Source organism: Stenotrophomonas sp. YJH_SMC_14-1 (assembly GCF_059372275.1).
The window spans coordinates 122,480-145,937 of record NZ_JCAFVK010000006.1 but is presented as its reverse complement, the minus strand read 5'-3'; the positions used below and the strand labels follow the sequence as shown (position 1 = coordinate 145,937).

Genomic DNA, 23,458 nt, shown 5'->3' with positions numbered 1-23,458 from the left:
CTTCAACGTACTCCCATCGCGGGTGTTTCGTGCTGCTGTGCCGGCGCGGGCACGGGTGCACCCTGTTCGCGCGCTTGCTGCTGCAGCTGGCGCAGGCTGGTTTCCACCGCAGTCTCGCGCACCTCGGCTGCGTTGACGCCTGCGCGCACGGCCGCCGGGTCGCCCGGAGTGCCCTGCACCAGGAACAGTGTCTCACCCGCAGCGCGGCCGCCACTGGGATTGCTGGCCACGATCTGGTCGACCCGGGTGATGCCTGCGGCCTTCGCTTCGCGCAGCATCACCAGGCTGTAGTCATCGGCGTGCTCGGCGTAGCGCCCGCCCAAGGCCTGCAGGTGCGTGCTGATCTGCTGCTGCAGGGCGTGGTCGCGATGCTGCGGCTGCCGGGGATCGTCATTGGCCGCGAGCGGTGTGTCCTGTCCCAGCCCGCGCGCCTGGCCCGGCGCAACCGAGGTCAGCACATACTGCCAACGGTTCTGCCCGGGGGTGCCGCGTACCGTCGCCACGAAGTCGTCGTACTCACCGCCGCCGATGGTCTGGCAGCCCGCCGAATCGGTATTGGACCGGCTGCCACGATGGATCTTGAAGGTGTCGTTGAGGTCCTGCACGCCCTGGGTATCGCGCGCATCGAACCAGCCATCACCATTGCTGTCGCGCTCCACCCGTCCAGCGCCGGCGGTGATGGCCGCCTGCGAAGGGCGCAACGCGAACTCATCGGGATGGCCGTTGCGCGGATGCGTGGTCGCGCGCATCTCGGTGGTGCCTTCGCCCAACCGTCCAAGATCCTTGACCCGGTCGCCGTTGACGTCCTCGCCCTCGGTCTTGGTACGCGGCGCCACGTTGCCGAAGCCAGGGCTGCGTGGCGTGGTCTTGGCGTGTCCGTCGTACTGGGCGGTCGGTTCTGTCGTGGCCTGGTTGAACTCGCGCACATGGCCGTGGCCCTGCGCATCCTTCCACAGCACCACGATGCGGTCGTCGTAGACACCACGTCCTCGCGCCTCGGTGGTGCGGTTCTCGTCGCGCAGCCCCAGCACCACGCGATCCTGCGTGGCCATCGCATCGTTCGCGGCGGCGTTGCCGCGCTGGGCCACGATGCTGCCATACACGTCGTACTGCTGGGCCTGGCTCAGGCCCGCAGTCTCCGCGGCGTCGGGCATGCGCGGTGGGCGCGTCGCGTCGCTCAGGCGATCCAGCATCGGGTTGACCGTGGCCGCGTCGGTGGCGGATACGCCACCGCTCTGTCGCAGCGCCTCAAGCTCGGTGGCGCCCCGCGCCGCGATGTAGCGATCCAGCGATTCCTGCACCACCGCACGCTGGCCGTTGTGCAGGGCCTCCAGGCGGGCGGCCGCGCCACGGGCATCGTTCTGCCGCAACAGGGCGACGACTTCATCGGCCGCTGCGTTGATATCCATCTCCGGCATGATCTTTCCCTGAACGTGATCGGTATGGGAGTCCAGCCTACCCCACCGCACCGGCGCAGCCGTTGACACACGCCACACGCCTGCGCGAAGCCCCGTTCAGCAGACGCCACGCCGTAGTGCTGTTCACCCGCGTGGCCCGCCCATCACCGGCAGGATCACCCCGCTGATGTAACTGGCACAGGCCGGCGAGGCCAGGAACACGTAGGCCGGCGACAGTTCCTCGGGCTGTGCAGGCCGGCCCATGTCGCTGTCCTTGCCAAATTCCGCCACGTCCTGCGCCGGCTTGTCGGCCGGGTTGAGCGGCGTCCATACCGGCCCCGGCGCCACGCAGTTGACCCGGATGCCGCGCGGCAGCAGCTGGCTGGCCAGCGATTTGGTGAACGCGTGGATCGCGCCCTTGGTCGCCGAGTAATCGATCAGCGCCTTGCTGCCGAAGATTCCCGTTTCCGAACCGGTGTTGATGATGCTGGCGCCCTCGCCCAGATGCGGCAGCACCGCGCGCGCCATCTGGACGTACCCGCCGATGTTGGTCTGCAGGGTCTCCTGCAGGTGCGCGTCTTCCAGGTCTTCCAGCCGCTCGCAGTGCAGCTGGAACGCGGCGTTGTTGACCAGGATATCGATGCCGCCGAAGGCCTTGGCCACCTGCTTCACCGCTTCGTCGCAGAAGCGCGGATCGCGCACGTCACCGGCGATCACCACGCAGCGACCGCCTTCGCGCTCCACGTGCTGGCGGGTGATGTCCGCGTCCTCGGCCTCGTCCAGGTGCAGCACGGCCACGTCGGCACCTTCGCGTGCGAACAGCACCGCCACCGCGCGGCCGATGCCGGAATCGCCACCGGTGACGATCGCACGCATGCCCTGCAGTTTGCCGCTGCCGGTGTAGTCGGGTGCAAGGAAACGCGGCGCCAGCTCCAGTTCGTGTTCGTGCCCGGGCTTGGCCAGCTGCTGCGCCGGCATCGCCTCCGACTGGCGTCGTGCTCCGGCCTGGGTCGCGGTCTTCTTTGTTGCCTTCTTGGTTGCCTTCTTGGCCGCACGGGCGTCCTTGGCCTTCTCCTGGTCCTGCAGGCGCCGCTGCCGTGCCGCAACGCGGGCGGCGCGGGGATCGCTGGCGGCGGCCTTGCGGGTTGCAGTCTTCAACACGCGCGGGCGATCGGGGTCGGCGATGGTCCTGGTTGCAGTGCTGCCTTTGCGCACCTTGGGTGAGGCTTTGCGGCGGGCGGGGGTTTTCCTGGTGGTGGCCATGCAGGTCTCCTCGGGGGGGGAATGGGATTGCCGGCCAGCGGCCGGCACTACCGGGCGCATGCGCCGCAGTACCGGGGGCGGCGTCCGCCGCTCCTGCAGTGTCTCCACCCCTGCTGTTGGCGGCAGTGAGTGCGCCGTGTCCATGATGTGCACGGCATTCATTCCGCCACCACGTGCGCCGTCGCACCCTGCACGCAATCACACAAGGAACGCCTTCATGAAACACGCCATCGCCACCGCCGCCGTCTGCTTTGCCCTCGCCGCCTGCAGCAGCACACCGGTGGCCCAGGTACAGCCGATCGACGGTGTGATTTCCGGCCAGTGCCACAGCGACAGGGTGCGCGGCGCACTTGGCCTGGCCGCGTCGGACGCCACCGTCGCACGCGCACGGGTGGACAGCGACAGCCTGCACGTACGGGTGCTGCGCCACGACGGCCCGCGGGTGCCGCCGGCCAGCGAAGGCGGCGACCGCCTGACCATCGAAAAGGGCCGTACCAACAACATCACCGCGATCTACTGCGGCTGAGCCGGCGCGCCCTGCGCAGCACGCGCAGGGTCGCCTGTTCCCACTGGCGCGGCCCACGCAGGCCGGCCAGCGTGGCCAGTTCGCCGCGCTCCCAGCCGGCGAACACGCAGGGGTCGATATAGGCCTTGCGGCACACCGCCGGGGTATTGCCCAACAGCGACGCCACTTCGCACACCACCGCGCGCTGCGCCTGCGCCAGTGCGCGCTGGCTGGCCGGTTCCGGCAGTTCGGTGGCGGCGAACGCCTGCACCGCCGCAACCGTCCCGCCCCAGGTGCGGAAATCCTTGGCAGTGAAGTCCTCGCCCATCACCTCGCGCAGGTAGTCGTTCACCGCGCCGGAGTCGACCGGCTGCAGCGCACCGTCGTCATCGCGGTACTGGAACAGGGCCTGCCCCGGCAGCTGCTGCAGGCGCCGCACCAGCAGCCCCAGCCTGCGGTCGCCCACGGTGACCTCCTGCAGCTGCCCGGACTTGCCACGGAAGCGCATGCGCACGCGGCCACCGCGCAGCAGCTCCAGATGCCGGTTTCGCAGTGTGGTCAGTCCGAACGAACGGTTCTGCTGCGCATAGGTCTCATTGCCGACCCGCACCAGCGTGTCCGCCAACAGTGCGACCACCATGGCCAGCACCTTCTCCTTCGGGAAACCGGGGCGCTTGAGATCCCGCGACAGCCGCCGCCGCAGCGTAGGCAACGCCTCGCCAAAGGCGATGATGCGGTCGAACTTGCCGGCATCGCGCTCCCGGGCCCAATCGGGGTGGTAACGGTACTGCTTGCGACCGCGCGCATCACGACCGGTGGCCTGCAGGTGGCCGTTGGCATGGGCGCAGATCCACACCGCGGTGTAGGCCGGTGGGATCGCCAGTGCGCGGATGCGTTGCAGGGTGGTGGCGTCGCGTATCGCGTGGCCATCAGCATCGCGGTAGCTGAAGCCCTTGCCGGCGCGGCGCCGGCTGATGCCCGGCTGGGTGTCGTCGACATAGCGCAGGCCGGCCGCGCGCGCTGCCTGTCGTTCGGGGGTGGAGGGAGTTGGCATGTCTCCAGTGTCGCCGTCGCCATGCCGCGATCCTGTCGATAACACAAGACAAACACGTGAGGGCCGGTTCGCCGCTATGCTCGGGTCTTCACAACCCCTTCCGGAGTCATGATGTCGTTCCCGATTCGCGCCCGTTCGCTCTCCGCCCTGTTGCTGCCGGCCGTGCTGGCCCTGACCGCCTGCCAGGCACCGGCGCTGGATGAACAGGATTCGGCCACCGCCCACGCCCAGCAGGCCGCCGAAGCAGCCAAGGCGCCGGCCGACGACGCCGGCAAGGCTACCGAGGCTCCGCCGGTCGGCACCTGCGATGCCAGCCAGGTACAGAGCCTGGTCGGCCAGGCCTACACCGATGCCCTCGGCAAGCAGGCACAGGAAGATGCAGGTGCCAGCCAGGTGCGCGTGCTCAAGCCCAATGATGTGGCCACGATGGAGTTCCTCGGCGACCGCCTGAACATCGAAGTGGACGACAAGGGCGCCGTCAGCGGCGTGCGTTGCGGCTGAGTCCCGCCCCGCGCCGGCACTGGGTTGCCGGCGCGTTCCGTTGCACCTGCAACCGTGTATTGCGGCGTTGCAGCAACCTGTGATCTAGTCGAGGCATCCGGTGGCCTCACGATGCGCTCCAGGGAATGAGCGGGGACGAGTGTCGCCGCCAACCCTATACGCATCGAGGTAGAGATGGCCCCCCGCAACCGCCAAGGGCTTTACGACCCGCGCTCCGAGCGCGATGCCTGTGGCTTTGGCATGGTCGCCCAGCTCGACGATCAACCATCGCGCCTGTTGGTTGATACCGCCATCGCCGCGCTTTCGCGCATGACCCACCGTGGCGGTGTCGCCGCCGATGGCCTGACCGGTGATGGCTGCGGCCTGCTGCTGCGCCGCCCCGATGCGTTCCTGAAACTGCTGGCGAGTGAGGCCGGCATTGCCGTCGCCGCGCGTTTCGCCGCCGGCCTGGTATTCCTGCCGCATGACGCCGACGCTGCGCAGGCCTGCCGCGCGCAGCTGCAGGCGCAGGTGGAAGCGGTGGGCTGCAAGGTCGCTGGCTGGCGCGAGGTACCGACCGACGACAGCGTCTGCGGCCAACTGGCGCGCGACACGCTGCCGCGCATCGAGCAGGTGTTCGTCGATGCCGGGGTTGGCCAGGATGATGCCGGCTTCGCACTGGCGCTGTTCCTGGCCCGTCGCCGCAGCGAACAGCAACTGCGCGAACAGGCCGACTTCTACGTCGCCACCCTCACCCCGGATGCGATCAGCTACAAGGGCATGGTGCTGCCGGACAAGCTCAGCCGCTTCTTCCCGGACCTGCAGCGCCGCGAGCTGGCCTCCAGCGCGATCGTGTTCCACCAGCGCTTCTCGACCAACACGCTGCCGCGCTGGCCGCTCGCCCACCCGTTCCGCATGCTCGCCCACAACGGCGAGATCAACACCATCGAAGGCAATCGCCGCTGGGCGCAGGCGCGCAGCAAGGTGTGGAAGACGCCGCGCTTTGACATCGCCGAATTCGACCCGGTGATCTCCATGCACGGCTCGGACTCGCAGAGCCTGGACAACATGCTGGAGCTGATGGTCGCCGGTGGCATGGAGCTGATCCAGGCGCTGCGCATCCTGGTGCCGCCGGCCACCCAGTCGCTGGAGTTCAAGGACCCGGACCTGGCCGCGTTCTACGAGTTCCACGGCCTGAACAGCGAGCCGTGGGATGGCCCGGCCGGCATCGTCGCCTGCGACAGCCGCTATGCGGTGTGTACGCTGGACCGCAACGGCCTGCGCCCGGCGCGCTGGATGCTGACCGCCGACCGCCACTTCCTGGTCGCCTCCGAGGCCGGCGTCTGGGAAGTGCCAACCGAGCGCGTGGTGCGCAAGGGCAAGCTCGGCCCCGGCGAGATGGTCGCCATCGACCTCAAGCGCGGCGACCTGCTCGACTCCGACGCGGTGGACCGCATCAACCGTGGCCGTGCGCCGTACAAGCAGTGGCTGCAGCAGGGCGTCACCTACCTGCAGACCGAGCTGATCGATCCCTCGCTGGTGGAGGAACCCTTCGACGAAGCCACCCTGCGCAGCTACCACAAGCTCTACCAGCTCAGCAGCGAGGAAGTGGAGCAGGTGCTGCGGCCGCTGGCCGAGACCGAGCAGGAAGCCACCGGCTCGATGGGCGACGACACGCCGATAGCCGTGCTGAGCCAGCGCAGCCGCCCGCTGTACGACTATTTCCGCCAGGCCTTCGCGCAGGTCACCAACCCGCCGATCGATCCGCTGCGCGAAGACTGCGCGATGTCCCTGTCCACCCAGCTCGGCAAGGAGACCAACATCTTCCATGCCGGCCCGGAGACGGTGAACCACGTCATCCTCAACTCGCCGGTGCTGAGCCAGCGCAAGCTGCGCCAGCTGCTGAAGATGGAGCAGTACGTGCAGGCCAACCGCCTACTCGACCTGTCCTACAGCGAGGACGAGGGCCTGCGCGCCGGCATCGAGCGCATCTGTGCCGAGGCCGAACAGGCCGCGCGCGATGGCATGGTGATGCTGCTGCTGTCCGACCGCTACCCGGTGGCCGGTCGGCCGATGGTGCATGCGCTGCTGGCCACCAGTGCCATCCATCACCACCTGTCGCGGCTGGGCCTGCGCTGCGACGTGAATCTCATCGTCGAGACCGGCACCGCGCGCGACCCGCACCACATGGCCTGCCTGCTCGGCTTCGGTGCCACCGCGGTATACCCGTACCTGGCCTACCAGACCCTGTTCGACCTGGGCCGCCGCGGCATCCTCAAGCTGAGCAAGGGCGGTGAGCAGTCGCAGATCGGCCGCCGCTACCGCAAGGGTGTCTACAAGGGCCTGTCGAAGATCATCTCGAAGATGGGCATCTGTACCGTGGCCAGCTACCGCGGCGCGCAGCTGTTCGAGATCATCGGCCTGGAACCGGAAGTGGTGGACCTGTGCTTCCCGGATACCGCCTCGCGCATCGGTGGTGCTGGCTTCGCGCGCCTGGATGCCGACGCACGCGAGCTGTGCGTGCAGGCCTGGGACGCGCAGCAGGACGTGGACGTGGGCGGCCTGCTGAAGTACGTGCACGGCGGCGAGTACCACATGTACAACCCGGACGTGGTCACCACCCTGCAGCGCGCGGCGCGCAGCGGTGACCCGCGTGCCTGGCAGCAGTACTGCGATGCCGTGCACGCACGGCCGCCGTCGGCGCTGCGCGACCTGCTAGAACTGGTGCCGGTGGCCACGCCGGTAGCGCTGGAAGAGGTGGCTCCGGCCAGTACCCTGTTCCCGCGCTTCGATACTGCGGCGATCAGCCTGGGCGCACTGTCGCCGGAAGCACATGAAGCATTGGCCATTGCCATTAACCGCCTCGGCGGCCGCAGCAATTCCGGCGAAGGCGGCGAGGATCCCGCCCGCTATGGCACCGCAAAGCGTAGCAAGATCAAGCAGGTCGCCTCGGGCCGCTTCGGCGTCACCGCTGAGTACTTGGTCAACGCCGAAGTGCTGCAGATCAAGGTCGCGCAGGGCGCCAAGCCCGGCGAGGGCGGCCAGCTGCCGGGCCACAAGGTGAACGAACTGATCGCGCGCCTGCGCTATGCCCGGCCCGGGATCGGCCTGATCTCGCCGCCGCCGCACCACGACATCTATTCGATCGAAGACCTGGCGCAGCTGATCTACGACCTCAAGCAGGTCAACCCGACCGCGCTGGTGTCGGTGAAGCTGGTCAGCCATGCCGGCGTGGGTACGATCGCCGCCGGCGTGGTGAAGGCCGGTGCCGACCTGATCACCATCTCCGGCCATGACGGTGGCACCGGAGCCTCGCCGGTCAGCTCGATCCGCTATGCCGGCGTGCCGTGGGAGCTGGGCGTGGCCGAAGCGCACCAGGCGCTGCTGGCCAACGACCTGCGCGGGCGCACCCTGCTGCAGACCGATGGTGGCCTGAAGACCGGACTGGACGTGGTCAAGGCCGCGCTGCTGGGCGCGGACAGCTTCGGCTTCGGCACCGCGCCGATGATCGTGCTGGGCTGCAAGTACCTGCGTATCTGCCACCTCAACAACTGCGCCACCGGCGTGGCCACCCAGGACGAGCGCCTGCGCGAGAACCACTTCACCGGCCAGCCCGAACGCGTGGAGAACTTCTTCCGCCTGCTGGCGGAGGAAGTGCGCGGCTGGCTGGCGTACCTGGGTGCACGTTCGCTGGAAGAGATCGTCGGCCGTACCGACTTGCTGCGGCAGATCGAGGCCGCGCCCCGCGATGGCGTGCGTGTGGACCTGTCGCGCCTGCTGGCCGATGCCCGTTACGAGGGCAGCCACTGCGCCGCCCAGCGCCTGTACGAATCGCCGGACAGCCTGGCCACACAGATGGACGGCCTGCTTGCCCAAGCCATCGAACACAAGCGCGGCGGCGAGCATCGCTTCCTGATCCACAACACCGACCGCAGCATCGGCACGCGCCTGGCCGGTGCGGTGGCGCGCGCGCACGGCAACCAGGGCATGGCCGAGGCACCGCTGGAACTGCGCTTCCGTGGCAGTGCCGGGCAGAGCTTCGGCGCGTTCAACGTGGGCGGCCTGCATCTGGAAGTGGAAGGCGAAGCCAACGACTACGTCGGCAAGGGCATGGCCGGCGGCCGCCTGGTGGTGCGCCCGCCGCGTGGCGCGCGCTTCGAAGCGCGCAGCACCGCGATCATCGGCAACACCTGCCTGTACGGCGCCACCGGTGGCGAGCTGTTCGCCGCTGGCCGCGCCGGCGAGCGTTTCGCGGTACGCAATTCCGGCGCGCTGGCGGTGGTGGAAGGTGCCGGTGACCACTGCTGCGAGTACATGACCGACGGCGTGGTGCTGGTACTGGGCAAGGTCGGCCTGAACTTCGGTGCCGGCTTCACCGGTGGCCTGGCCTACGTGCTGGACGTCGACCGCGATTTCGTCGACCGCTACAACCACGAGCTGATCGACATCCATCGCGTCTCCGCCGAGGGCTTCGAGAACTACCGCCAGCACCTGCACCGCCTGATCGGCCGCCACCGCGAGCTGACCGGCAGCATCTGGGCGCAGCAGATCCTGGACGAGTTCCGCGATTACATCGGCAAGTTCTGGCTGGTCAAACCGAAGGCCGCCAGCATCGAGTCGCTGACCGAAACCCTGCGACGCGCCGCGTAACGGTAGTGCCGGCCGCTGGCCGGCAACCCAGGACCACGTAGTGCCGGCCGCTGGCCGGCAACCGCAAAACACCACAGAGCCCGCCATGAGCCGCAAGCACGCCTTCCAGTTCCTCGACCTGCCCCGCAGCATGCCGCAGCGCATTCCGGTGGAACTGCGCACGTCCGGCGACTGGGGTGAGTTGTACGGCAAGTTCGGTAAGGAAGATGCCCAGTACCAGGCCGGTCGCTGCCTGGACTGCGGCAACCCCTACTGCAGCTGGAAGTGCCCGGTGCACAACGCCATTCCACAGTGGCTGCAGCTGGTGCAGGAAAACCGCATCCACGAAGCGGCCACGCTGTGCCACAGCACCAACCCGCTGCCGGAAGTGTGCGGCCGGGTCTGCCCGCAGGACCGGCTGTGCGAAGGCAGCTGCACACTGGAGGAATTCGGCGCAGTCACCATCGGCGCGGTCGAGAAGTACATCGTTGATACCGCGCTGGCCACGGGCTGGCGCCCGGACCTGGGCGCGGTGCAGCCGACCGGCCACAGCGTGGCGGTGATCGGCGCCGGCCCGGCCGGGCTGGCCTGTGCCGACCGTCTGGCGCGCGCCGGCATTGCCGCCGTGGTCTACGACCGCTACGAGCAGATCGGCGGCCTGCTGCAGTTCGGCATTCCCAGCTTCAAGCTGGACAAGGATGTGATCCACCGCCGCCGCGAAGTGCTCGAGGGCATGGGCGTGCAGTTCCGCCTCGGTGTGGAGATCGGCCGTGACCTCAGCGTGCAGCAGCTGCTGGACGGCCACGATGCGGTGTTCGTCGGTACCGGTGCCTACCGCTATACCGACGGTGGCCTCGACGGCCAGGACCTGAAGGGCGTGCTGCCGGCACTGCCGTTCCTGGTGCAGAACAGCCGCATCGTCGGCGGCGATGATCCGAAGGGCCGGCCGATTGCCGGCTGGGAAGACAGCATCGCCCTGCCCGACCTCAACGGCAAGCGCGTGGTGGTGCTGGGCGGCGGTGATACCGGCATGGACTGCGTGCGCAGCGCGGTGCGGCTGGGCGCGGCCAAGGTCACCTGTGCCTACCGCCGCGACGAAGCCAACATGCCCGGCAGCGCGCGCGAAGTGGCCAATGCGCGCGAGGAAGGCGTGCGCTTCCTGTTCAACCGCCAGCCGCTGTCGATCGAAGCCGGCGCCGACGATGAGGTGATCGGCGTGACCGTGGTCGAAACCCGGCTGGGTGAGCCCGATGCCAATGGCCGCCAGAATGCGGTGCCGATCGACGGCAGCGAATCGCTGCTGGAGGCCGATGTGGTGATCATCGCCTTCGGCTTCTCGCCAACCGTGCCGGCGTGGCTGGCCGAGCACGGCGTGGAAGGCCGGTCCAACGGCCGCATCGTGGCTGGCGGCAAGGACCGCCTGCCATTCCAGACCGCGCACCCGCGCCTGTTCGCCGGCGGTGACGCAGTGCGTGGCGCCGACCTGGTGGTGACCGCCGTGGCCGAAGGTCGCGACGCCGCCGCCAGCATCATCCGCCTACTGGCGCACTGATTCCGGCGCCAGCAGCACGGCCAGCAAGCCCCGCAGTTCCTGCGCCGCCACCGGCTTGGCCAGGAAATGATCGATGCCCGCTTCGCGGCAGGCCTCGCGGGTGCGATCCAGCGCGCTGGCCGTGAGCGCGATGATCGGGACCTGCGCGCGAACCGCGCAGGCGTCGGCGCGGATGGCCCGTGCCAAGGCAAAGCCATCCATGTGCGGCATGTGGCAGTCGGTGATGACCAGGTCGAACGCCCGCGCCTGCCAGGCCTCGAAGGCCTGGCGACCATCGGTGCAGGCGTGCACCTGCAGACCCAGATCATGCAGGCGCTGCTCCAGCAGATGCAGGTTGGTGGGGTGATCTTCAGCTACCAGCACCCGCGCCGACGACAGTGGCCGCGCCGCCTCTGCCGGAAGCGGCAATGCCTCGGCAGGCAACTCACAGGCGTCCAGATCCAGTTCCAGCCACACGGTGGTGCCCTTGCCTGGCGCGCTGCGCAGGCACAGTTCTGCTTTCATCGATGCAGCCAGTTCACGGCAGATCGCCAGGCCCAGGCCGCTGCCGCCGAAACGGCGCGTTGTCGATGCCTCGGCCTGGGTGTAGGCAGCGAACACCGCCTGTTGCCGTTCCGGGCTGATGCCCACCCCGCTGTCACTGACCTGCAGGCGAAGACGTTGGCCGCGATCGTGCTGCTGCAGCACCTGCACCTGCAGATCCACGCCGCCATGCTCGGTGAACTTGAGCGCGTTGCCGGCAAGGTTGAACAGGATCTGGCGCAGACGCAGGCCGTCGGCCAGCGATCCGGCCTGCAATTCCGGATCAAGTTCGATCCGCAGATGCAGGCCCCGGCTGGCCGCCACCGGCATCAGCAACTGCTGCACCGCGCGCACCAGTGCCGCCACGCTCGTGGGTCGCAGCTGCAGCGGCAGTGCCTGCAGCCGTTGGCTGTGCAGCACGTCGTCCAGGATCTGCCGCAGCATCTGGGCAGCATCACCCACGGTCACCAGGACCTGTTGCTGGCGATGATCCAGATCGCTGTCCTCCAACCGCTCGAGCATGCCCAGCAGGGTGCTCATCGGCGTACGGATCTCGTGGCTCATGGTTGCCAGGAAGTGGGCCTTGGCCAGCGCTGCCTGCTCGGCCGCACGGCGCGCCTCGGCCAGCGCATGGGTGCGCGCCTGCACTCCGCTTACGTCGATCCAGTAGCCACTCCACTCGACGTCGCCGCTGTCCAGGGACAGCGGCCGTCCATGCGAGTGGACCCAGCGCCAGCCTAGTGGCGAGCGCGTGCGGAAGGTGACATCGATCGGGCCCCGCGCCAGGGCAGCGGCGTCGACGGTGTCCATCAGCCGCGAGCGATCATCGGGATGAACCGCTGCCAGCAGGCGCTGATGATCGATCAGGGCGGTTTCCACGCTGATTCCGAACAACGCCTGCACGTCGCCTGCGATCTGGGGAAAGCTGTAGTGGCCGGTGGCAGAGCGACGCGCCTGATAGACCACCGCTGGCAGGTTCGAGGTCACCTCCTGCAGGCGTTGCGCAGCCACGCGGCGACGCTCGCTCTCGCGATGCACGCGCCAATAGCCGAAGGCGTACACCAGCATGAGCGCCAGCAGGGTCAGCGAGGCCGGCACCAGCCAGCGCAGGGGGGACGCAGGGGGCGGGTGTCGCGGCTGGTTCGGCAGCCAGGCCGTGCGGATCGCCTCGCGTTCGTTCGCGGTCAGCTGCGACACGGCCCGCTCGAACACCGGGATGACGTCGGCGCAGGCGGGCACGGTGGCCAGCACCGGCGCGTCGTCGATTCCGGCCGGCGCAGCGATTACCAGCGGCTCGCCCCGATAGTGGCGCAACGCGGCCTCGACCTCTCCAAGATTGGCGACCACGGCATCGACCAGGCCCGTGCCCAGCAGTGACAGGGCGTCGTCGATGGGGGCGGGGGGCAACAGCTGCACGCCAGATGCCTGTTCGGTCAGCGCCCCGACCAGCGACAGCGGGTCGGGACTGGCCACGGTGCCTCCGCGCAACGCCTCCAGACCCAGCACCGGCGATGCATCCCGGCGCCGCACGATGACCTGTGGCAGCTGCACGTAGGGCGCACTGGCCACCCACCCCGTCGGCAACTGCGAGCGCGACCAGCCCAGCAGTGCCTGGACGTCGGGCGGCACCGTTCCCTCGGCGATGGCGGCGGTTGGCAATGGCTGCATCTGCAGTGGTCGCTGCGCGCCCAGCAGCTTCAGGTACTGCGCGCTGAGCCCGCGCGGCTGGCCCTGCTCGCTGGAGGACAACGGCGCGCGGTCGGCGGGCCAGGCAATGCGCAGCGGCGTCCTGCAATCCGCAGCGGCGGCCAGGGCAGGCAACAGCAGGCCGGCCACGACCGCGGTGGCGGCACGCAGGCCAGCGGCGTTCACGATGGGCATCCTCTTCTGGCGGGCGGAATGAACGGCCGCGCAGCGGTACCGCTGCCTCTTACGCTAGCGGCGCGTGGACGGGGCGCAATGAAGAAAGTTGTAGAAACGCCAAGATAGGTGAATGGCGACATACACTGCCGCTTTCACCCGTCTCTGCGGAGCATTCGATGCGCATCGGCCTGGCTGCCAACCGTCTCCATCACCACGACGCGCGCGCCGCCCTGTTCCGCTGGCTGCGCGTCAGCGAACCCGGCCTGCGCGAGCTGGGCGTGTCGCTGCACGCGGTCGGCCGCACCCATGACGCGATACAGCGTCAGGGCTTCCTGACCGGATACGCGGGCCTGCATCGCTACCCCTACGGTCGCGAGGGTGGCTTGATGAAGCTGGTGGCCGAGGTGGTTGGCATGGGGCCGGATCGGACACTGGATGGCGCGGTCTACCTGATCGATCCGGTCGATCCATCCTCGGTGTTTCCGGAAGCCACGGCGCTGAAGCGGCAGTGCGTGATCCACGGCAAGCCTTTCATTTCCACCGTGGCCACCGCGCGCGACTGGATCGAGGTGGAACGCATCCATGCCGGACTGGTTGCCGATGCTGGCACCGACGACCTGCATGCGTTCGAAGGACAGACGCTGGCGCTGATCGCGCACGACGCGATGAAGCCGGCGATGCTGGCCTTCGCCGATGAGCACTTCGATGTGCTGGCGCGGTTCGGTGAGCGGGTGGCAACCGGAACCACCGGCCAGCGCTTGAACGAGCTGGCGTGGAGCCGTGGCTGGCCCAGCGATACGCCCTGGGTGACGCGCTACCAGAGCGGCCCGATGGGCGGCGATGCGCAGATTGCCGACCGGGTACTGGAAGGGCGCTGCCAGCGCGCGATCTTCTTCGAGGATCCGCACGTGGCGCGCCAGCATGAGGCGGATATCCAGCTGCTGGAGCGCGCGGTGACGACGGTGACCGACCAGGCGGTGTGCATTACGGCGCCGCGGGTGGCGGCGCGCTGGGCGGCGGCGGCGGCGTTGCGGGCGGGGTGAGGGTTTCGGCCAACGGCTGCGCCCCTCGTGGTGGGTGGGGGCTGCACGATCATGAGGTTGGCCGGGATGGGTGGAATTGCGGGGGACGCCGTGAACCCGTCCCTGGGGGCTTGGCCGCGGCATCCATGCCGCGGACACCGCCGCAATCCCACCCATCCCGTCCTTCGACAGTTTCCGGTGTGCCCACCACGGAAGAAAGAAGGAAGAGCAGGAGCGGGTCGCGCGCTCTTCTGTAGAGCCGAGCCATGCTCGGCCGCTCTTCAACGTGATGACTGGAACCCCGCGCTGCGCGCGTCAGCCGAGCATCGGCTCGGCTCTACAACAGCTGGCGAAGCATCGCCTTCAGTCGCCGACCTTCCAGCTGGAAGTAGTCGCGCTGTTCGCGCCAGGCGGGGAAGCGTTGTTCCACTTCGTGCCAGAACGCGGGCGAGTGGTTGGGCTGGATCAGGTGGCAGAGCTCGTGCACCAGCACATACTCGAACGCTTCCGAACGACCGAGCACGAGGGCCAGGTCCAGTGCCATGCTGCCATCGGGGGCGAGCGAGCCCCATTGCGAGGACATCACCTTCAATCGCAGGCGGCTGGGTGCGCGCGGCAGTGTGGGCAGGTACTTCGGCAGCCAGCGGCCGACGTCGGCGCGGGTCTGTGCTTCGTAGAACTCGCGCAGCAGGCGACGCAGGGTGGCGTCACCACCACGTGTCGGCCACTGCACGCAGGCGCCGTGTGCGTCGATCTCCAGGCGCGCGTAGCGGCCTTCCTGCCAGCGCAGCGGCAACAGTTCGCCGCGCAGGGGCAGCACGCCGTCTTCGCCCGGCTGCAGCGGTGCCGGCAGGTCCTGGCCCTGGTACTGGCGCAGCTGCAGTGCCAGCCAGTCGCGGTGCTGTTCCAGGAAGCGTTCGCCCATCACCAGGCTTGCGCGCGGCGGCAGGGTCAGGCGTGCACCGCGTTCGTCCACGCTCAGCTTGATCCGGCGCGCACGCGGATCACGCACGCGCAGTACCTCGATCTCGGCATCCTCCAGGCGCAGGCGAACAGTGTCGCGCTGTACGGTGGCGGGCGGGGTCGGGCTGATCAGGCGGCGCAGCAGACGGCTCATGCGCCCAGCATAGCGCCGCTTCGGGCCGCCGGATGACCGGCGGCCGTCGGGCTGCCTGTTCAGTCAGCCTTGCTGAGCTTGAAGGCTTCTTCCAGCAACAGGAACAGACGGCGGATCTCGGCGCTCTGCAGGGCGAAGCGGGCGTCGAACTCGGCGCGGCGGCCGTCTTCGTCGGCATGCTCCAGCTGGTCCAGGGCACCGTCGAGGAACTTCAGCTTGCGCACGATCAGGTCGTCGCCGATGACGAAGGACAGGTTGTCTTCGAAGATCAGCGCCAGCTTGGTCACCTGCTTGCCGGCGTCCAGGTGCTTGTCGATCTCGTCGCAGCGCAGTTCCTGGTGCTGGCACTTGACCACCGCGCCGCCTTCCACCGGGTCCTTCATCTCGCACTCTTCGCCCAGGCTCAGCCCGGTCGGCAGCGGCTCGCCGGCGATCCAGCCGGTCAGGATCGAACGCGGCGCGACTTCGGCGTTCAGCGGCATCGCCGGGAAGCTGCCGAGCAGGCCGCGGATGTCGGACATGAAGTACTCGCCGGTCTTGCGGCTGGAGGTATCCACCGCCACGTAACCGTGCTGCAGGTCGATGAAGGCGTCGTTGCGCGAGGACTTCACGAAGGCGCGCGGCAGCAGTTCATGCAGCAGGTCGTCCTTCATCCGCTTGCGTTCGCGGCCACCCGGGCGGCGGCCTTCCTTCTCCTCGATCTCCTCCAGCTTGCGCTCGAGCAGGTCGTTGACCACCGCCGCCGGCAGGATCTTGTCCTCGCCGCCCACGGTCAGCCACAGGTGTTCGGCGATGCGGTGGGAGAGCAGTTCCTTCTCCTCGCGGCCGAACGGCGAGATGAAGCCGCGCGAATTCATTTCCAGTGCGCCGACCGGCTTCAGCAGGGCGTGCGGCAGCAGCGTGTCGACTTCGGAAAAATCGGTGGTGGTCGGGAAACGGAAGAACGTCAGGTTGCGAAAGAACATGGAATTCCGGATGGCAAAGAGGAAGGGCGACCGACCTTAAACGGTGGGCGTCTCGGGATCTGCGTCTGCGTCGGCCGGGGAACCGGCCAGCCAGGCATGGGCGTCAGGCAGCGGCGCGTCGTCGCGACGGCCCAGCGCCATGAAGTCGAACAGGGTGGTGTCGGCCAGCTGCGAGGGCCGGACTTCGCCCATGGCGCGCGCGATCTGCTCGATGCGGCCCGGGTGGTCCTTCTCCCACTGCTTCAGCATCAGGCCGACCTGGCGGCGCTGCAGGTTCTCCTGGCTGCCGCACAGGTTGCAGGGAATGATCGGGAACTGGCGTGCCTGCGCGTAGTCGACGATGTCGCTCTCGCGCACGTAGGCCAACGGCCGGATCACCACATGCTTGCCGTCATCGCTGCGCAGCTTCGGCGGCATGCCCGACAGCTTGGCGTGGTGGAACAGGTTCATGAAGAACGTGGCCACCATGTCGTCGCGGTGGTGGCCCAGCGCGATCTTGGTGAAGCCGTGGGTCTCAGCGTAGTTGTACAGCGCACCACGACGCAGGCGCGAGCACAGCGAACACATGGTCTTGCCTTCCGGGATGACCCGGCTGACCACCGAATAGGTGTCCTGCTCGATGATGTGGTACGGCACGCCCAGCCCGGCCAGGTACTCCGGCAGCACGTGCTCGGGGAAGTCCGGCTGCTTCTGGTCCAGGTTCACCGCCACCAGCTCGAACGGCACCGGCGCCTTCTTCTGCAGCTGCAGCAGCACGTCCAGCAGGGTGTAGCTGTCCTTGCCGCCGGACAGGCAGACCATCACCTTGTCGCCGGCCTCGATCATGCCGAAGTCGGCAATCGCCTCGCCGACCTGGCGGCGCAGGCGCTTGGCCAGCTTGTGCTGCTCGCGCTCGGCCACGCGCGGATCGCGGGCGGCGCGCGGCTGGGGATCGGGGAGGGAAATCACGGCACTCATGGGCTCCATTCTAACGGCTCGGAGCGGCCACGGCCGGGGGTCGGGATTCCCCTCTCCCGGCGGTCATCATCGCTGTGTATCCTCGAAGCCGTGGATACCTACGACCCCGCCGAGATTGTCGAACGCCTCGCCGCCCTGCGCGCCGAGCACCGCCTGCTGGATGAACAGATCACCCGCATGGCCGCCAACGGCGAGGATGAACTGGAATCCAAGCGCCTGAAGCGGCGCAAGCTGCAGTTGAAGGACTGCATTGCCAGGCTGGAAAGCCTGCAGATTCCCGACGAACCGGCCTAAAGACCGTCCTGGTGGGTGCCAACCTTGGTTGGCACGGCTGGGAGGTGTGGACCAAGGTCCACACCCACCGCATGGCCCGGCGCTGCCTTCAATCCTGCGGCGCCGGCTCGTCCGGGCGTGCCGCTTCCGGGCTGACCCGTTCGATGGTGTGGCGCAGTTCGCGGCCAAGGATGAACTTGGCGTCCTTGGCCCAGGCATCCAGGCGCTCGTCGAACAGCAGCTTGCTGTTCTCGTCCGGCCACACCAGGCGCAGTTCGCGCAGCTTCTGGATGAAGCCGCGGAACAGGGTGCGGTCGAAGAACTCCGGCGCGGCCGGTGCATAGAGCAGGCTCAGACGCTGCGCCGCCTGCTGGCACAGGCTTTCCAGCTCGGCCGCGCCCAGCACGCCCGGGCCGTTCTTCACCAGCACCGAAATGGCGATGTAGTAGCGCTCGAACGCCTGCTGCAGCGAGTGGCCGATCGCACGCAGGCGGAACACCTCGTCGGTCTGCCCGGTGTTGCGCGCCAGGATGCCGCCGTCGTCGTCATTGACGTTCTGCAGCAGGCCCTCACGCACGAACACGTTGATGGTCTGGTCGATGCGCTGTGCGAATTCGTCCTCGCTCCACGGCAGGAACAGCTCGGCCTGCAGGAATGGGTACACCGTGCGGCCCAGCTGGACCAGGCCGGTACGGCTCATGCGGCGGTTGTTCTGGAAGCAGCAGGCCACCCACGACGAGGCGGTGAACAGGTGCAGCACGTTGTTGCGGAAGTAGCTGAGCAGCACCGCCGTATCGCCGCTGACGCTGAGCACGTCGCCCAGCGGGTGCTTGATGCGGGTGAGGACGTTGATTTCCTCGGCGTGGGCGATGATCCGCTCCGGCGAGTGCGGGGTCACCGTCACCCGGTCCGAATACGGCATCTCGACCAGCAGCGTCTTGCACAGCTCGATCTGCGCGATCAGGTCGGCCTCGCCCATCGCGTGCTTCGGCGTGGACAGCAGCGCCAGCGCCAGCAGGTTGATCGGATTGACGTCGGCGGCGCCGTTGATGCGCACCTGGATGCGTTCGGCCAGCGTGTCCACCGTGGTCGACAGCCACGCCGGTTTCTCGTCCTCGGAGACCGCCTCGCCCTTCCACTCCGGCGCCTTCTCGGCCAGTACGTCGTTCAGTGCGATCGGTTCGCCGAAGTTCACCACCACCTGGCCGTAGTTCTGCTTGAGCACCTTGGGGATGCCCCACAGCAGCGACCAGATCGATTCCTTTTCCTTCGGCCGGCCGGACAGTTCGTCCAGGTAGCTGCCGCCTTCCATCAGCTTCTCGTAGCCGATGTAGATGGGCTGGAACAGCACCGGCTTGCGCGGCTGGCGCAGGAACGCACGCAGCGTCATCGAGATCATGCCGCCCTTGGGCTGCAGCAGTCGGCCGGTACGCGAGCGGCCGCCTTCGACGAAGTACTCCAGCGAGTAGCCGCCAGCCACCAGCTGCGCGACATACTCACTGAGCACGGCCGAGTACAGCGCGTTGCCACGGATCGAGCGGCGGATGAAGAACGCACCGCCCTTTCGCAGCAGGGTACCGACCACCGGCAGGTTCAGGTTGATGCCCGCCACGATGTGCGGCGGCACGATGCCACGGTCGTACAGCAGGTAGGACAGCAGCAGGTAGTCCATGTGGCTGCGGTGGCTGGGCACGTAGACCACTTCGTGGCCCGGCGCGGCGGCCTTGAACTTGTCCAGATGGTGCACCAGCACGCCCGCATAGATGCGGTTCCACACGTGGCTGAGCATGAAGCTGGCCGAGCGCACCACCGGGCTGGAATAGTCCGCGGCGATTTCCCAGGCGTAGGCGTGTGCCTTCTTCCAGGCATCGGCCGTCTTCGAATTGTCGCGCTTGGCCTGCGCGGCGATCGCTTCGCGCACCGGTTCGGCGGCCAGCACCTGGTCCACCAGCAGGCGACGGGTCGACAGGTCGGGGCCGATCACCGATTCACGGATGCGGCGGAAATGGGTGCGCAGCACGCGCTGCAGCTTGCGTACCGTGCGTTCCGGCTCCAGGCCTTCGTCGATGATGGAACGCAGCGAGATCGGCGGCGCGAAGCGGACGATGGTGCTGCGGCCATTGAGCAGCACCGCCAGCAGGCGGCGGAAGCGGCCGACCAGCGCCCAGTTTTCCGAGAACAGCACCGCGAACCAGCCGCTCTGCTTGTCCGGCGCGCGGCCGACGAAGATCGACACCGGCACCAGGTGCACGTCCAGGTCATCGCGCACGCGATGTGCCTGCAGGACCTTGGCCAGCGAGTCGGAATGGGTCTTGGCACCGCGCTGCTCGGGGATCAGCGAATTGCTGGAGCTGCGCCGCGACAGCGCCAGGTAGGCGCGCTTGCGGCCGGTCGGGTCACCGGCCAGCGGCACCAGCGGCGACGGCAGGCCGGCCTGGCGGCAGGCCTTGTCCAGGATCAGCGCGTTGGACAGGCCGTAGTCTTCCAGCACGTACATGACCGGGCGGCCATCGTTGTACTGGCCCGGGTCTTCCGGCTCGATCTTCAGCGACAGCCACGGCTCGACCAGGCGGCCCAGCAACCGTGCCCACAGTGGGCGTCGGCCGGCCGGACGCGCGTGCGCGGGCGGCGGTACCGGGTTCGGGCCGGTACCGGTCGAGGGGGACGCCGGCACCGTATCGGCGGGCGTCGACTGGGATTCTTCGCCGGGGAACGGCAGCGGGTTCTGTTTCGACATCGGCGCCATTATGGCTTAGGCGGCGGCGTTGCCGCTTCCCCACCCTCGGCGGGGGCTTCAGCCGGTGACGGCGACGCAGCGGCGCGGGCCGCATCGGCCTTGCGCAGCAGGGCGTCGGTATCGGCCAGGGTGCGGGTCAGGTACCAATGGCCTTCGCGGCGGCTCAGCGGCAGCTGCAGGCTCATCTCGCGACCGGCGAGGTCGTAGCGCAGGCGTACCAGGGCGTTGTCACCTTCCACCGACAGCAGTTCGCCGCGCACGCTGCGCAACGCGTCGTCCACGCCCAGCCCGTAGCTGCCCAGCACCGCCTTGAGGGTGTGGATGAACGGCGCCAGCTGCGCCAGGCTGCCTTCCATGCCCGCGGCCTGCAGGCCGGCTTCGTCGTCGAAACCGACCTTGTTGGCGGCGCCGACCAGCGCGGCGATGGTGCTGCGTGCGCGGGCCCGGTCACTGATCGGGGCACCCTGCGCCCAGCTGGCCAGGGTTTCGACCAGGGCGATGTAATGCGCCTGTTGGCCAGGCGTATAGCCCTTCTGGTGGCGCAGGTACTGCACACCGAAGTTGCCCATCGATTGTGCGGCCTGGCGAACGGCGCCGGCCTGTCCGGCCAGCTGGCGATCGAAGCTGCGCTGCAGTTCGGCGCTGGCATTGGGCCTGCGCAGTGCGGCCAGCATCGGCAGCAGCTGGTCACCCAGCGGCAGTTCGGTCAGCGGCCATTGGCTGTGGCCTTCGGTCCAGGCCTGTTGCAGGCGCTGGTACTGACTGGGCGGCACCGACAGCTTTGCGTAGCCGACCAGATCGTCCTCGGCCAGGCGCAGCGCCATGGCCTGCACCGCCGCGACCGGCTCGGCCGCCGGCTTGGCCGGGTCCTGGGCCGATTCACGACACGCCGCCACGGCCAGCAGCAGCATGGCTGCCAGCCCCCATCCACGCGCAGACCTTCCTCGCACTGCCACGCTCATGCACTCGGACTCCCCGGACCGGTCCGCATCTTGCGGCCTGTGACGTGACAGCGGCAAGCCGGGACGTCACGGTTTCCGCTGTTGCTTGTGCAAGTCACTGATGGGAATAAAAAAAGAGCCGGGATCACGGGGATCACAGGCTCTTCAAACCGACGCAGGGCCGGTGGACAGTGTTGTGGCACATGTCCGGTCCGAGGACCGGATGCCGGCGATCCTACGCTGCCGCTCAAGTTAAGGCAACACTTCACCTATCGTCGTATAAATCATTGATTTTATTGATCCACCTGATGATGGGCGTAAAAGCAATGAAATCTACGGCAGGTTTTGCGGCGATTCGGGCACAACCGCTTGCTGGACGGATGCAGAAACGCCATCCCGCGCGGGTCGGGATGGCGTTCGGGCCTGCAGCCTGCGCAACGGAATCTCAGCGCGCAGCCAGCGCCGACGCGATTTCCTGCTGGATGGCCCGCGCCGCGGCCTGCGGATCGGTGGCCAGGCGGATCGGACGGCCAACCACGATGGCATCGGCGCCATCGGCAAAGGCCTGGGCCACGCCAACGGTACGCTTCTGGTCATCGCCGACCGGGCCACCGGGGCGGATGCCCGGGCAGACGATCGAGAATCCGGCGCCGGTAGCGGCGCGGATCGGGCCGGCTTCCTGGCCCGAGGCGATCACGCCATCGATACCGGCCGCCTGCGCGGCCAGCGCGCGTTCGACCACTACGTCCACCGGTTCACGGTCGATGCCCATCTGCGCCAGGTCCGGGCGGCCCATCGAGGTCAGCACGGTCACCGCCAGCAGGCGCATGTCGCTGCTGTTGGCGGCGGCGCAGGCTTCCATCATCGCCGGGTGCCAGCCGTGGATGGTGGCGTAGCTGACCGGCCACTGCGACAGGCGCCTGATCACCGCCGCGGCAGTGGCCGGGATATCGAAGAACTTCAGGTCGACGAACACGCGCTTGTCGCGGCGGGCCAGCTCGTCCAGCACCTGGAAGTACTCGCCCGACGCCAGCAGTTCCATGCCGATCTTGTAGAACGCCACGCTGTCGCCGAGGCGGTCGACCCACTCCAGCGCCTGCGCGCGGTCAGGCACGTCCAGCGCGAAGATCAGGCGCTCGTCATCGCGCAGCGGCAGCGGCGCGCGGCTCACGGCGCGTAGTCCAGGGCAGCGCGCTTGGCGTCGTGGCGGGCCTGGCGCGACTGGCTGTAGTCATTGTTGAACTGCGCCGGCTCGAAACCGCCGTAGGTCGGGTTCGGCAGCATCCACCAGCGCTCGCCGAACCAGTCGTGGTACTGCTGCAGCAGGGCGTCACGGCCTTCGTTGGTGTTGGCGGTCACTTCCACGAAGTCGCCCAGCTGGTCGCCGAACTGCATCAGCACGCGGTACTTCTGCCCGGCCAGGCGGCGGCGGCAGTTCTTCTCGCTGCCGGCCTGCTCGCAGCCTTCGACCACGGTGCCCAGGCCCAGGAACACGCTGTCATCGGCCACCGGCAGGCCCTGCTCGCGCAGGTTGGCCAGGGTCGCGTCCTTCAGGTGCACGGCGCGGTTGGAGATGTACAGCAGGGTTACGCCCTTGGCGTTGGCGGCCTTGGCGAAATCGACCACGCCCGGAATGGCCTTGGCCTTCTTTTCGGCCACCCACTGGTCCCAGCTCAGCTCGTCGTATTCCTTGCCGTCGCGCACCAGGCGCGCCTGGTAGGGCGAGTTGTCCAGCACGGTCTCATCCACGTCCAGCACCACGGCCGGCTTCAGGCCCTTGGCCTCGTTGCCGCGTTCCTCCGGCACCAGCGCATCCCAGTGCGCTTCCTTCAGCGCGGCGTCCAGGTGGTCGGCGGCGGCACGGTAGGTCTGCTCGGTGATTGCCTTGTACTCCTGCGCGCGCTGCATCCACAGCACGGCGTTGAGATTGTCGTTGGCGGTTGCATCAAGCGCGCCATCAGCCTTGGCAGCGGCGGCCGGGGCCTCCGGGGCAACGGCTTCGGCAGCAGGCGCATCCACGCGCTTGCAGGCGGACAGGCCCAGCGCCGCAGTGGCGAGCAGGGTCAGGGACAGGGAAACGGGACGACGCATGGATTCACCGGCAATCAGATATACCGGCGCATTTTACCGGCAAAGGCGGCCCCGGGACGGCTATGCTTGGCGGTTGACCCGTTGCCCTTC

General features: G+C 68.3%; 17 protein-coding genes. 6 read left to right on the top strand and 11 right to left on the bottom strand.

What is annotated here, in order from left to right; translation table 11 throughout:
* Positions 1 to 2: 2 nt before the first annotated feature.
* Positions 3 to 1,418, bottom strand: a complete 1,416-nt coding sequence (locus AC5P9P_RS14895) for an XVIPCD domain-containing protein (RefSeq protein WP_033834583.1) — start codon at positions 1,416 to 1,418, stop codon at positions 3 to 5.
* Between the two features lie 123 nt (positions 1,419 to 1,541).
* Positions 1,542 to 2,660 (bottom strand): SDR family oxidoreductase, encoded by a 1,119-nt coding sequence (locus AC5P9P_RS14890; protein ID WP_495232898.1) that lies wholly within the window; start codon positions 2,658 to 2,660, stop codon positions 1,542 to 1,544.
* A 217-nt stretch (positions 2,661 to 2,877) separates the two neighbouring features.
* On the opposite strand from AC5P9P_RS14890, the gene AC5P9P_RS14885 reads away from it, so the two are divergent.
* Complete coding sequence (locus tag AC5P9P_RS14885; RefSeq protein WP_005407511.1) at positions 2,878 to 3,186, top strand: putative periplasmic lipoprotein; 309 nt, start codon at positions 2,878 to 2,880, stop codon at positions 3,184 to 3,186.
* Here AC5P9P_RS14885 and AC5P9P_RS14880 read toward each other — a convergent pair.
* The gene (locus AC5P9P_RS14880; protein ID WP_005407510.1) at positions 3,164 to 4,219 is read right to left on the bottom strand and encodes a DNA topoisomerase IB; all 1,056 of its coding nucleotides are present in this window, start codon (positions 4,217 to 4,219) and stop codon (positions 3,164 to 3,166) included. The genes AC5P9P_RS14885 and AC5P9P_RS14880 overlap by 23 nt on opposite strands.
* A gap of 111 nt (positions 4,220 to 4,330) precedes the next feature.
* Between AC5P9P_RS14880 and AC5P9P_RS14875 the strand changes: the two genes are divergently transcribed.
* The 3 genes from AC5P9P_RS14875 (at position 4,331) to AC5P9P_RS14865 (ending at position 10,880) form a co-directional block, all read left to right on the top strand.
* Positions 4,331 to 4,720, top strand: a complete 390-nt coding sequence (locus AC5P9P_RS14875) for an I78 family peptidase inhibitor (protein WP_005407509.1) — start codon at positions 4,331 to 4,333, stop codon at positions 4,718 to 4,720.
* A gap of 174 nt (positions 4,721 to 4,894) precedes the next feature.
* A complete protein-coding gene (gene gltB / locus AC5P9P_RS14870) occupies positions 4,895 to 9,349 on the top strand; it encodes a glutamate synthase large subunit (protein WP_049432523.1) in 4,455 nt (1,484 codons plus the stop codon).
* Positions 9,350 to 9,434: 85 nt separating this feature from the next.
* Positions 9,435 to 10,880 carry an FAD-dependent oxidoreductase gene (locus AC5P9P_RS14865; protein ID WP_033834580.1) on the top strand — a complete coding sequence of 482 codons (1,446 nt, stop codon included), beginning with the start codon at positions 9,435 to 9,437 and terminating at the stop codon, positions 10,878 to 10,880.
* Here AC5P9P_RS14865 and AC5P9P_RS14860 read toward each other — a convergent pair.
* Positions 10,866 to 13,274: a response regulator gene (locus tag AC5P9P_RS14860; RefSeq protein ID WP_495232897.1), complete on the bottom strand. Its 2,409-nt coding sequence runs from the start codon at positions 13,272 to 13,274 to the stop codon at positions 10,866 to 10,868. The two genes, AC5P9P_RS14865 and AC5P9P_RS14860, sit on opposite strands and share 15 nt — an antisense overlap.
* 167 nt (positions 13,275 to 13,441) lie before the next feature.
* Here AC5P9P_RS14860 and AC5P9P_RS14855 point away from each other — a divergent pair, with 167 nt between their 5' ends.
* On the top strand, positions 13,442 to 14,308 hold the full coding sequence (locus tag AC5P9P_RS14855; RefSeq protein WP_495232896.1) for a methylglyoxal synthase: 867 nt from the start codon (positions 13,442 to 13,444) through the stop codon (positions 14,306 to 14,308).
* A gap of 316 nt (positions 14,309 to 14,624) precedes the next feature.
* On the opposite strand, the gene AC5P9P_RS14850 is transcribed toward AC5P9P_RS14855, so the two are convergent.
* From AC5P9P_RS14850 to ttcA, 3 genes are read right to left on the bottom strand one after another with little or no spacing between them, the layout of a single operon-like run.
* The gene (locus AC5P9P_RS14850) at positions 14,625 to 15,404 is read right to left on the bottom strand and encodes a M48 family metallopeptidase (protein ID WP_033834578.1); all 780 of its coding nucleotides are present in this window, start codon (positions 15,402 to 15,404) and stop codon (positions 14,625 to 14,627) included.
* A gap of 59 nt (positions 15,405 to 15,463) precedes the next feature.
* Positions 15,464 to 16,369, bottom strand: a complete 906-nt coding sequence (locus AC5P9P_RS14845) for a recombination-associated protein RdgC (RefSeq protein ID WP_005411825.1) — start codon at positions 16,367 to 16,369, stop codon at positions 15,464 to 15,466.
* Positions 16,370 to 16,405: 36 nt separating this feature from the next.
* Positions 16,406 to 17,326 carry a tRNA 2-thiocytidine(32) synthetase TtcA gene (ttcA, locus tag AC5P9P_RS14840; protein ID WP_171956739.1) on the bottom strand — a complete coding sequence of 307 codons (921 nt, stop codon included), beginning with the start codon at positions 17,324 to 17,326 and terminating at the stop codon, positions 16,406 to 16,408.
* 90 nt (positions 17,327 to 17,416) lie between these two features.
* Between ttcA and AC5P9P_RS14835 the strand changes: the two genes are divergently transcribed.
* Positions 17,417 to 17,620, top strand: a complete 204-nt coding sequence (locus AC5P9P_RS14835) for a YdcH family protein (protein ID WP_005411823.1) — start codon at positions 17,417 to 17,419, stop codon at positions 17,618 to 17,620.
* A gap of 88 nt (positions 17,621 to 17,708) precedes the next feature.
* Here the strand turns inward: AC5P9P_RS14835 and plsB are convergent, their stop codons facing one another.
* The 4 genes from plsB to AC5P9P_RS14815 all read right to left on the bottom strand — a co-directional run bounded on the left by plsB (position 17,709) and on the right by AC5P9P_RS14815 (position 23,368).
* On the bottom strand, positions 17,709 to 20,345 hold the full coding sequence (gene plsB / locus AC5P9P_RS14830; RefSeq protein WP_005407500.1) for a glycerol-3-phosphate 1-O-acyltransferase PlsB: 2,637 nt from the start codon (positions 20,343 to 20,345) through the stop codon (positions 17,709 to 17,711).
* Complete coding sequence (locus AC5P9P_RS14825; protein WP_049402878.1) at positions 20,345 to 21,298, bottom strand: hypothetical protein; 954 nt, start codon at positions 21,296 to 21,298, stop codon at positions 20,345 to 20,347. Before AC5P9P_RS14825 ends, plsB begins: the two co-directional genes overlap by 1 nt.
* Positions 21,299 to 21,722: 424 nt before the next feature.
* The gene (gene pyrF, locus AC5P9P_RS14820) at positions 21,723 to 22,448 is read right to left on the bottom strand and encodes an orotidine-5'-phosphate decarboxylase (RefSeq protein ID WP_033834576.1); all 726 of its coding nucleotides are present in this window, start codon (positions 22,446 to 22,448) and stop codon (positions 21,723 to 21,725) included.
* Positions 22,445 to 23,368 carry a 5'-nucleotidase, lipoprotein e(P4) family gene (locus tag AC5P9P_RS14815; protein ID WP_049432499.1) on the bottom strand — a complete coding sequence of 308 codons (924 nt, stop codon included), beginning with the start codon at positions 23,366 to 23,368 and terminating at the stop codon, positions 22,445 to 22,447. Before AC5P9P_RS14815 ends, pyrF begins: the two co-directional genes overlap by 4 nt.
* Positions 23,369 to 23,458 lie beyond the last annotated feature (90 nt).

Coding starts and splice junctions, on each gene's coding strand:
- AC5P9P_RS14880 (WP_005407510.1), bottom strand. CDS start 4,219: ATGCCAACTCCCTCCACCCCCGAACGACAGGCAGCGCGCGCGGCCGGC.
- plsB (WP_005407500.1), bottom strand. CDS start 20,345: ATGGCGCCGATGTCGAAACAGAACCCGCTGCCGTTCCCCGGCGAAGAA.
- AC5P9P_RS14845 (WP_005411825.1), bottom strand. CDS start 16,369: ATGTTCTTTCGCAACCTGACGTTCTTCCGTTTCCCGACCACCACCGAT.
- AC5P9P_RS14825 (WP_049402878.1), bottom strand. CDS start 21,298: ATGAGCGTGGCAGTGCGAGGAAGGTCTGCGCGTGGATGGGGGCTGGCA.
- AC5P9P_RS14865 (WP_033834580.1), top strand. CDS start 9,435: ATGAGCCGCAAGCACGCCTTCCAGTTCCTCGACCTGCCCCGCAGCATG.
- AC5P9P_RS14855 (WP_495232896.1), top strand. CDS start 13,442: ATGCGCATCGGCCTGGCTGCCAACCGTCTCCATCACCACGACGCGCGC.
- ttcA (WP_171956739.1), bottom strand. CDS start 17,326: ATGAGTGCCGTGATTTCCCTCCCCGATCCCCAGCCGCGCGCCGCCCGC.
- AC5P9P_RS14885 (WP_005407511.1), top strand. CDS start 2,878: ATGAAACACGCCATCGCCACCGCCGCCGTCTGCTTTGCCCTCGCCGCC.
- gltB (WP_049432523.1), top strand. CDS start 4,895: ATGGCCCCCCGCAACCGCCAAGGGCTTTACGACCCGCGCTCCGAGCGC.
- AC5P9P_RS14895 (WP_033834583.1), bottom strand. CDS start 1,418: ATGCCGGAGATGGATATCAACGCAGCGGCCGATGAAGTCGTCGCCCTG.
- AC5P9P_RS14890 (WP_495232898.1), bottom strand. CDS start 2,660: ATGGCCACCACCAGGAAAACCCCCGCCCGCCGCAAAGCCTCACCCAAG.
- AC5P9P_RS14815 (WP_049432499.1), bottom strand. CDS start 23,368: ATGCGTCGTCCCGTTTCCCTGTCCCTGACCCTGCTCGCCACTGCGGCG.
- AC5P9P_RS14850 (WP_033834578.1), bottom strand. CDS start 15,404: ATGAGCCGTCTGCTGCGCCGCCTGATCAGCCCGACCCCGCCCGCCACC.
- AC5P9P_RS14875 (WP_005407509.1), top strand. CDS start 4,331: ATGTCGTTCCCGATTCGCGCCCGTTCGCTCTCCGCCCTGTTGCTGCCG.